Below are 6,707 nucleotides of genomic sequence, written 5' to 3' on the forward strand. Positions count from 1 at the left end.
CACGCGGTTCAACTCGCGCTCGCTCATAACCACCCATCCCATGTCCGCTCACCATCAATGATTTTTGAGGGCAGAGTGACATTCCTGAATTGCTCATGGGTGACATTTTAGCTTTGCGGCTACGGTTTTCAAGCCGGCTATTTTATGTTATGTTTCGCGCATCGATGCATCATTTTTAAGCACCGATCATTTACGACGCTTATTATTAGAGCTGGATTTAACATGAACGAATATGAACCGAATACGGTTGACAGTAGCCGTGAAATCAAAATCGCGAAATCGGGTGATGACGGGCTGGGCCCGCTCAAATTGCTGCCTGGGACGTGGGCCAATATCCGCCCCGACCATCGGCTGGAAGATCCCGATGGCGGCACGAATGCCTTCCAAGGCGAGGGTACGCTGACAGGTGCCGGGCAAAGCCCGTTTGACGGGCGCGGCTGGAACATCATCGCCCTGCCCTTTGCCCAGGAGGGCCAGTTCCGCAACTACCGCGTATTGATGAACCAGTATAACGAGGTTCTGAAATTCTCAAAAGTCGATGACAACGTGCCCAATCGTGGCATCACCCATGGGCGTCCCGCCCAGAATGCCGATCAACGGATCGCCGCGCTGGATTACGAACAGATGATCGCCCAGATCGCGGCCGAGGATTTCGCCATCAGCAGTCAGGCGGGTGGTTCCGGTTTGCCCATTCACCATGAGCCTGGCCTGTTTTTGCACATGAAAGAACAGCGAGTTGAAGGGTTTGATATCTGCCGGCTTGCCACGATCCCCCACGGGAATGCCGCCAATGCAATCGGCAGGTCACAGGTGATCGACGGACCGCCCACAATAGGCGACCTAAGCGCCTTTCCCGAAGGTCTGACCGATGACGTGAAGCTGGCGGTTGAGAATGTGGATCCCGTTCAGGACCCCACCAATTATCTATTGCCCTATCATCACTTCCTGAAGCACCCGTTCACTGGCGTCGTGACTGCACCGGGTTTCCCGGGCTTTGGGCCGGGCAATTCCAACCAACTGTTGCAGATCGGGCTGCCGAACAACGTGGTCCGGACGACGATCTTGCAGATGGATACAGATGATATGGAAGCCGGGATCGTTAACATCCCCTTCATTGAGCGGCAGGCGGATGCGGCTGTCATGCGCTCGACCTTCTGGATCATGGAACTGGAGGAGACAGACCAGCACGGCCAGCCAAAACTCGTCATGGCCTATTCGCAATTCATTTTCCTGGATTTCTTTGACAGGCGCGATGGCAAGCCTGGCCTGGTCCGGTGGCCCCATATCTCGATCAACATGATGGAAAAAATTGAGGAGCCAGATCAGGCGGCCGATAAAACCATGGTCGTGGTACCCCACATCTAGCGCAAGGCACCCGTGGTGGTCGCGCGCAGATCTGCGCGCGACCCTTTCAATTACAAACCCAAGGCTGCTATCACAGCCTCTGCCGCGTTACCGCCATCTTCGGTGGTCACTCCCTCAAGCCAGGCCATCGCCTGTTCCGGGTTCGCCTTGATCCAGGCTGTAGCGGCTTTGTCGGGATCGGTGCCATCATTCAGAATGGCCCCCATGATCTCGTTTTCCATGGCCAGCGTGAATTCAAGGTTTTGCAGCAGCCTGCCGACATTCGGGCATTCGGCGGCAAATCCGGCGCGCGTATTGGTATAGACAGTGGCACCACCGAGGTTGGGACCAAAGAAATCATCGCCCCCGGTCAGGTAAGTCAGGTCAAAACTGGCATTCATGGGATGTGGCTCCCATCCCAGAAAGACGACCGGTTCATCGCGGCCATCGGCGCGCGCAACCTGTGACAGCATCCCCTGTTCCGAACTTTCCTTGACCTCGAACTCCGTCAGGCCGAACGCATCTGCGGCGATCATATCCATGATAAGACGGTTGCCATCGTTGCCGGGTTCAATGCCATAAATCGTCTGGTCCAACGCATCGGCATGGGCCGCGATATCGGCAAAATCCTTGATCCCGAGGGCGGCACCGGCGGCATTGGTGGCGAGTGTGTATTTCGCGCCTTCCAGGTTGGCGCGCAGGGTGTCAACCGTACCAGCCTCACGGTAAGGGGCGATATCCGCCTCCATCGTGGGCATCCAGTTGCCCAGAAACACGTCGATATCGCCAGACGCCATCGAGGTATAGGTGACCGGGACTGATAGCACCTTGATGTCTGTTTCATAGCCGAGTGCGTCCAGCATAACGGTGGTCGCTGCCGTCGTGGCGGTGATGTCCGTCCAGCCTACATCGGAAAAGGTCACCGTCCCGCAATCTGCCAGCGCAGTACCGGCAAGCAAGGTCAGCGCAAGCGCCGAGGTCGTTGTCTTCATCGTTATCATCGTTCTCCCCTTCTTTTATTGCGCAGAGTTAATGCTGGCCCGTGCCAGGATTGCAACCGTTCAAAGCAGGGTGCGCTCGACCACCCACCGGGCACCGGCCAGCGCAATCAGGATCGACCCGACGACCGAGATGGAGCGATAGACGGTATCCTGCACACCCATTGTGATGCCGACCCCGGGCATCGCCTCGCGCCGCAAAACGGCCTGAGCGGCGGCAACGGCCAGGAAGGCTGCGGCGATCACCGCCAGTTGCCCCAGTTCCACACCGATATTGAACGCAATGAGGCCAGTGATGAACCGCGCCGGATCCAAACCGATATCGCCCAGCACACTAGCAAAGCCCAGGCCATGCAGCAGCCCAAAGCCAAAAACCAGGGCCGTGCGCCACCAACCCAATTGCGGCCGCAGAATATTTTCGACTGCAACATAGACGATGGAAGCTGCAATCAATGGCTCCACGATGCTGCCGGGGATCGAGACATAGCCAAGGCTGGCCAATGCCAGGGTGACCGTATGGGCCAGGGTGAAGGCCGAGACCTGCCAAAGGATGGGACCGAGCCTGAGCGAAAAGAAAAAGAGCCCTAGTACGAACAGGATATGGTCCAGCCCCTTGGGCACAATATGCTCAAATCCCAGGATGATGTAGCGCGCGACAACGGACCCGATCCCCTCGGTCAACGCGCCGTCACGGGGCAACGGTTCGCTTCGGGCACCCTGCTCTAGGTACCCGGTATATGCGTCCTCTCCACCGCCCGTCTGGCGCAGGACGAGCGCACCAAGGGTCGCGTCCCAAGCCACGGTGACCGGATCATCGCCCGCAGGTAACGGAGTGCTCAAGATCACAGTGCTGTCGCGCGGCACGTCCAAATCCGGCTCTTCGGAAACCGTGACCGTCTCAAGCTCCAGATCCAGACGGGTGTCACCGGTGCGCAGATCGAAACGCATCGACAGTTCGGGCCAGGCGATGCGAAACCGCTCTGCCAGATCCTCTGCCGACACGGCACGCAAGGCATCATATTCCTCGGCCTCGGGTGCGTCATTCGTGTCGTCAACCGTTGAAAGATCGACGCCGGCCAAAAGCGCTTCTGCCGTCAATTGGACCGTCATCTCGACCCGGTCCGGGGAAATGGTGATATCAGCCACCGAAGGCCGCACTTCATGGGCTGACGCCGCCGCGACCCCCAAAACGGTTGACAGTATCAAAACATAGGTCAGCTTGACCCATAGTTGAAGGAGTGTCGCGATGCGCACCATGTTTTCCCCCGTGATGATGCTGGGACTGGCCTTATCCAACCCGGCCCTGTCCCACGAATTCTGGATCTCGCCCGGCAGATACGTGGTTCCAGTCGGAGAGGCCATAACTGCCGAACTGCGCGTGGGTGAAAATCTCAAAGGTGCTGCCTATGCCTATATCGATTTCCGCGCCGAGCGGTTTGAGTACGTCACATCAAGCGGCACAGAACCCGTGCCCGCGCGCATGGGAGACCGCCCCGCCCTGAATATGGCGGCCCCCGGCGAAGGCCTGATGGTGATCGTGCATCAGACCTCCGACAGCACATTGACGTACAAGGAATGGGCAAAGTTTCAAAAATTTGTCGCGCACAAGGATTTCCGTGGCGCGTTGGACACCCACAAGGCCCGCGGACTGCCGGAGAGCGGTTTTGTCGAAAGCTATCGCCGTCATGCCAAAAGCCTGATCGCCGTTGGCAATGGTACCGGGCAGGATGCACCCGTGGGGATGGAGACCGAAATCATAGCCGTTACCAATCCCTACACGGATGACATCGCGGGCGGCATGGCAATCGACGTCTTGTATGAGGGTAAGCCGCGCCCGAATGTGCAGGTCGAGTTGTTCGAAAAAGCGCCCGATGGCGCTGTCGTGGTGACGCTGCACCGCACAGATGATGACGGTCGCGCCGTACTGCCGGTGAAACCGGGGCATGAATACCTCGCAGATGCCGTCGTCTTGCGGTCCACCGGAAATGACGATCCCAAGGCTGGTCCGGTTTGGCACACGCTCTGGGCCTCGCTCACCTTTGCCGTTCCAAGTTGACGTGCAGCGCCCCATGACTTCGGGTGAGTGGTGGCTTACATGGCTGTGGTACCGCGCATGCATAACCGGTTATCCGCCCCAGCAATCCAGTAGCGGTCGCCATCTCGGGCCAGGATTGCCTGTTCACCCAAGGTTAAGGGCGATGTCCCACGGAATGAAAAACTGGATAGCGGCCCCTGTTCCGCCGCCTTGAGCATCAAAAGTTGCGCAAGCAGCGGTCCGTGTACCACAAGCCCGGTATACCGTTCGACATTGCGGGCGTAATCGGCGTCGTAGTGGATCCGGTGACCGTTCATCGTCAAGGCGGAGTAGCGAAACAAAAGTGTGGAGGTCAGCTGGTCCAAGCTCTGCGATGTTGCTGGTTCCGGTGCCTGCGGAGCGGCGGTTTGCGTGGGGCTCGGTCCCTGATCCGCGAGGTAAACGAGGTCCTGCCATTCCGTCACACAAAGGGTATCGTCTTGTCGGATCTCATGGCGAAGTGTGACAAAGGCCAGCGGCCCGACACGACCCTGCTTGTGATGCACATCCTCAATCACAGTGGTTTTCTGCGCAGGGCGTCCCGTGCGAAGCGGTGCCTCAAACGTCAGGCGCCCCCCGGCCCACATACGGCGGGGCAAGCCAAGATCGGGGATGAACCCGCCTGTCGCCGGATGACCGTCACGACCCAGAGCCGCTGCTGGTTGAACATTCCAGAAATAGACCTGATGGAAAAAAGGCGGCAATGGCGTGCCCGCTTCTGGTGCTGGCCCGTCGCAACCCAAGATATGGTGCAGCGCAATGGCCCGCGCAGGATCCAGCGCACAGGTCACGGTTTGTGTTCGGCCCACCGCGTCATACATATTATGTCCTCATGTTTTCGAAAGGCTCCGCCATATCGATCAGCGTCCAAAGCCTTGATCATCTCGTCCTTACTGTGACGGATCTGGACCGGACCGTCACCTTCTATCGCACTGTGCTGGGGATGCGAGTGATCCAATTTCAACCCGCGACGGGCCCAGAACGTCTGGCTCTGGGATTTGGCAAACAGAAGATCAATTTGCATCCTGCGAGCGCGCCGTTTGAGCCAAAAGCCGCTGCACCATTGCCCGGATCTGCTGATCTTTGTTTTCTATCCGATACGTTGCTGGCTGCCTGGCAGGCCCATCTATCTGAATGCGGCATCACGGTCGAAGAGGGTCCGGTCCCACGAACCGGCGCGGCGGGGCCGCTCACCTCTCTCTACATCCGGGATCCAGATGGGAACCTGATCGAGATATCAAACCAGATGTGACCCGTGGCCGGGGGGCAAAGGGCGATACGTAAAACGCCGGGCAGCCCCACTGTCATTCCGGCTTGGTTCCACGTCCCGATCAGGATATGAACATCCGCATGGCCTCGTAGCTCAGCTGGATAGAGCGACCGCCTCCTAAGCGGTAGGTCACAGGTTCAAATCCTGTCGGGGTCACCAGCGCTTTTTCAAGCGTTTGATTCTACCGTATTTTTTGGTTGAGTTGGAACTTTGGTCGCGGAAGTTGGAACTTTTTGTTCCGTTTCCGTGCCGCTGAGCACCTTTCTTTTGTTAAGACCGCGAATACAGCGCTCGATCTCGGACAGACTTTCATGGCCTGTCCATGCGCCAATTTGAACAGATGTTCCGCCCGCCTCGGCCAAGGCTCTGGACCGGCTCTTCCTTAAGCCGTATGCGGTCCTGCCATGGATGCCAGCGGCACGTGTCTTAGCTGCAAACCATTGTCCGGCAGCCTTCACGCTCCGCGACGTTTCAAAGGCCGTCGTGATCCATGTCATGTGTTTATCCAAGCGTGCATCCAGCGCGGCGCAAAGAAAATCAAGATCACGTTGCATGCCAGAGGCAAAATCCGGAAGTGCCCGTTGAACGGAATTGAGACTTCTCCCCCGGTTTTATGGACACTTTTTCACTGATGAAGGAGAGTCTGTTTCATGCCGAGAACGAGGAACCCGTACCTCACGAAACCGGGGTAATTCCATACCTTTTTGCCCCTTCGACCCATAGCAGTAACGAACGTTTACACCGGGAAGACGGCCCGCAGCATTGAGATGTTCCAATTTTTCGTACAACCAACTGGACTTGTCGCGATTTGATGCCGCTCCTTTGATAGCATTTACTGCAACAAAGGAGACGGACTATGGGACTGAAACGGACGGACGCATTCCGCCAGGATGCGGTACGTATCGCGCTGACCAGTGGGCTTACGCGTAAGCAAGTGGCCGACGATCTGGGTGTTGGCATGTCGACGCTGCACAAATGGATTACGGCGCACCGAGACACGGAAGTGGTTTCGCAAGAGGAT

The 6,707-nt window shown here is 57.7% G+C and carries 8 protein-coding genes and 1 tRNA gene; 5 read left to right on the forward strand and 4 right to left on the reverse strand.

What is annotated here, in order from left to right; all coding sequences use genetic code 11:
- Positions 1-222 precede the first annotated feature (222 nt).
- Entirely contained in the window at positions 223-1,365 is a 1,143-nt protein-coding gene (locus IU397_RS22855) for a heme-binding protein (RefSeq protein ID WP_204417927.1), read from the forward strand.
- Between the two features lie 50 nt (positions 1,366-1,415).
- Here the strand turns inward: IU397_RS22855 and choX are convergent, their stop codons facing one another.
- Together choX and IU397_RS22865 are read right to left on the reverse strand one after the other, a co-directional pair.
- The gene (choX, locus tag IU397_RS22860; RefSeq protein ID WP_204417929.1) at positions 1,416-2,345 is read right to left on the reverse strand and encodes a choline ABC transporter substrate-binding protein; all 930 of its coding nucleotides are present in this window, start codon (positions 2,343-2,345) and stop codon (positions 1,416-1,418) included.
- Between the two features lie 60 nt (positions 2,346-2,405).
- On the reverse strand, positions 2,406-3,599 hold the full coding sequence (locus IU397_RS22865; RefSeq protein WP_204417930.1) for a HupE/UreJ family protein: 1,194 nt from the start codon (positions 3,597-3,599) through the stop codon (positions 2,406-2,408).
- Between IU397_RS22865 and IU397_RS22870 the strand changes: the two genes are divergently transcribed.
- Positions 3,589-4,398 carry a DUF4198 domain-containing protein gene (locus IU397_RS22870; RefSeq protein WP_204417931.1) on the forward strand — a complete coding sequence of 270 codons (810 nt, stop codon included), beginning with the start codon at positions 3,589-3,591 and terminating at the stop codon, positions 4,396-4,398. The two genes, IU397_RS22865 and IU397_RS22870, sit on opposite strands and share 11 nt — an antisense overlap.
- 35 nt (positions 4,399-4,433) lie before the next feature.
- Here the strand turns inward: IU397_RS22870 and IU397_RS22875 are convergent, their stop codons facing one another.
- The gene (locus IU397_RS22875; RefSeq protein ID WP_204417932.1) at positions 4,434-5,237 is read right to left on the reverse strand and encodes a MaoC family dehydratase N-terminal domain-containing protein; all 804 of its coding nucleotides are present in this window, start codon (positions 5,235-5,237) and stop codon (positions 4,434-4,436) included.
- 11 nt (positions 5,238-5,248) lie between these two features.
- On the opposite strand from IU397_RS22875, the gene IU397_RS22880 reads away from it, so the two are divergent.
- Both IU397_RS22880 and IU397_RS22885 read left to right on the forward strand, forming a co-directional pair.
- Positions 5,249-5,668 carry a VOC family protein gene (locus IU397_RS22880; protein WP_204417933.1) on the forward strand — a complete coding sequence of 140 codons (420 nt, stop codon included), beginning with the start codon at positions 5,249-5,251 and terminating at the stop codon, positions 5,666-5,668.
- 100 nt (positions 5,669-5,768) lie between these two features.
- A tRNA-Arg gene (locus IU397_RS22885) sits at positions 5,769-5,845 on the forward strand.
- A gap of 8 nt (positions 5,846-5,853) precedes the next feature.
- Here the strand turns inward: IU397_RS22885 and IU397_RS22890 are convergent.
- The gene (locus IU397_RS22890; RefSeq protein WP_204417934.1) at positions 5,854-6,240 is read right to left on the reverse strand and encodes a hypothetical protein; all 387 of its coding nucleotides are present in this window, start codon (positions 6,238-6,240) and stop codon (positions 5,854-5,856) included.
- Positions 6,241-6,542: 302 nt separating this feature from the next.
- Here IU397_RS22890 and IU397_RS22895 point away from each other — a divergent pair.
- The coding region (locus IU397_RS22895; RefSeq protein WP_204417935.1) for a transposase at positions 6,543-6,707 on the forward strand (165 nt) is incomplete at its 3' end.

Source organism: Actibacterium sp. 188UL27-1, assembly GCF_016901225.1.
In the GTDB taxonomy this organism is placed as follows: domain Bacteria; phylum Pseudomonadota; class Alphaproteobacteria; order Rhodobacterales; family Rhodobacteraceae; genus 188UL27-1.

Excerpts from the sequence above, each read along its gene's own strand:
- IU397_RS22855 (WP_204417927.1), top strand. The coding sequence starts at position 223 with ATGAACGAATATGAACCGAATACGGTTGACAGTAGCCGTGAAATCAAA.
- choX (WP_204417929.1), bottom strand. The coding sequence starts at position 2,345 with ATGATAACGATGAAGACAACGACCTCGGCGCTTGCGCTGACCTTGCTT.
- IU397_RS22870 (WP_204417931.1), top strand. The coding sequence starts at position 3,589 with ATGCGCACCATGTTTTCCCCCGTGATGATGCTGGGACTGGCCTTATCC.
- IU397_RS22865 (WP_204417930.1), bottom strand. The coding sequence starts at position 3,599 with ATGGTGCGCATCGCGACACTCCTTCAACTATGGGTCAAGCTGACCTAT.
- IU397_RS22875 (WP_204417932.1), bottom strand. The coding sequence starts at position 5,237 with ATGTATGACGCGGTGGGCCGAACACAAACCGTGACCTGTGCGCTGGAT.
- IU397_RS22880 (WP_204417933.1), top strand. The coding sequence starts at position 5,249 with ATGTTTTCGAAAGGCTCCGCCATATCGATCAGCGTCCAAAGCCTTGAT.
- IU397_RS22890 (WP_204417934.1), bottom strand. The coding sequence starts at position 6,240 with ATGCAACGTGATCTTGATTTTCTTTGCGCCGCGCTGGATGCACGCTTG.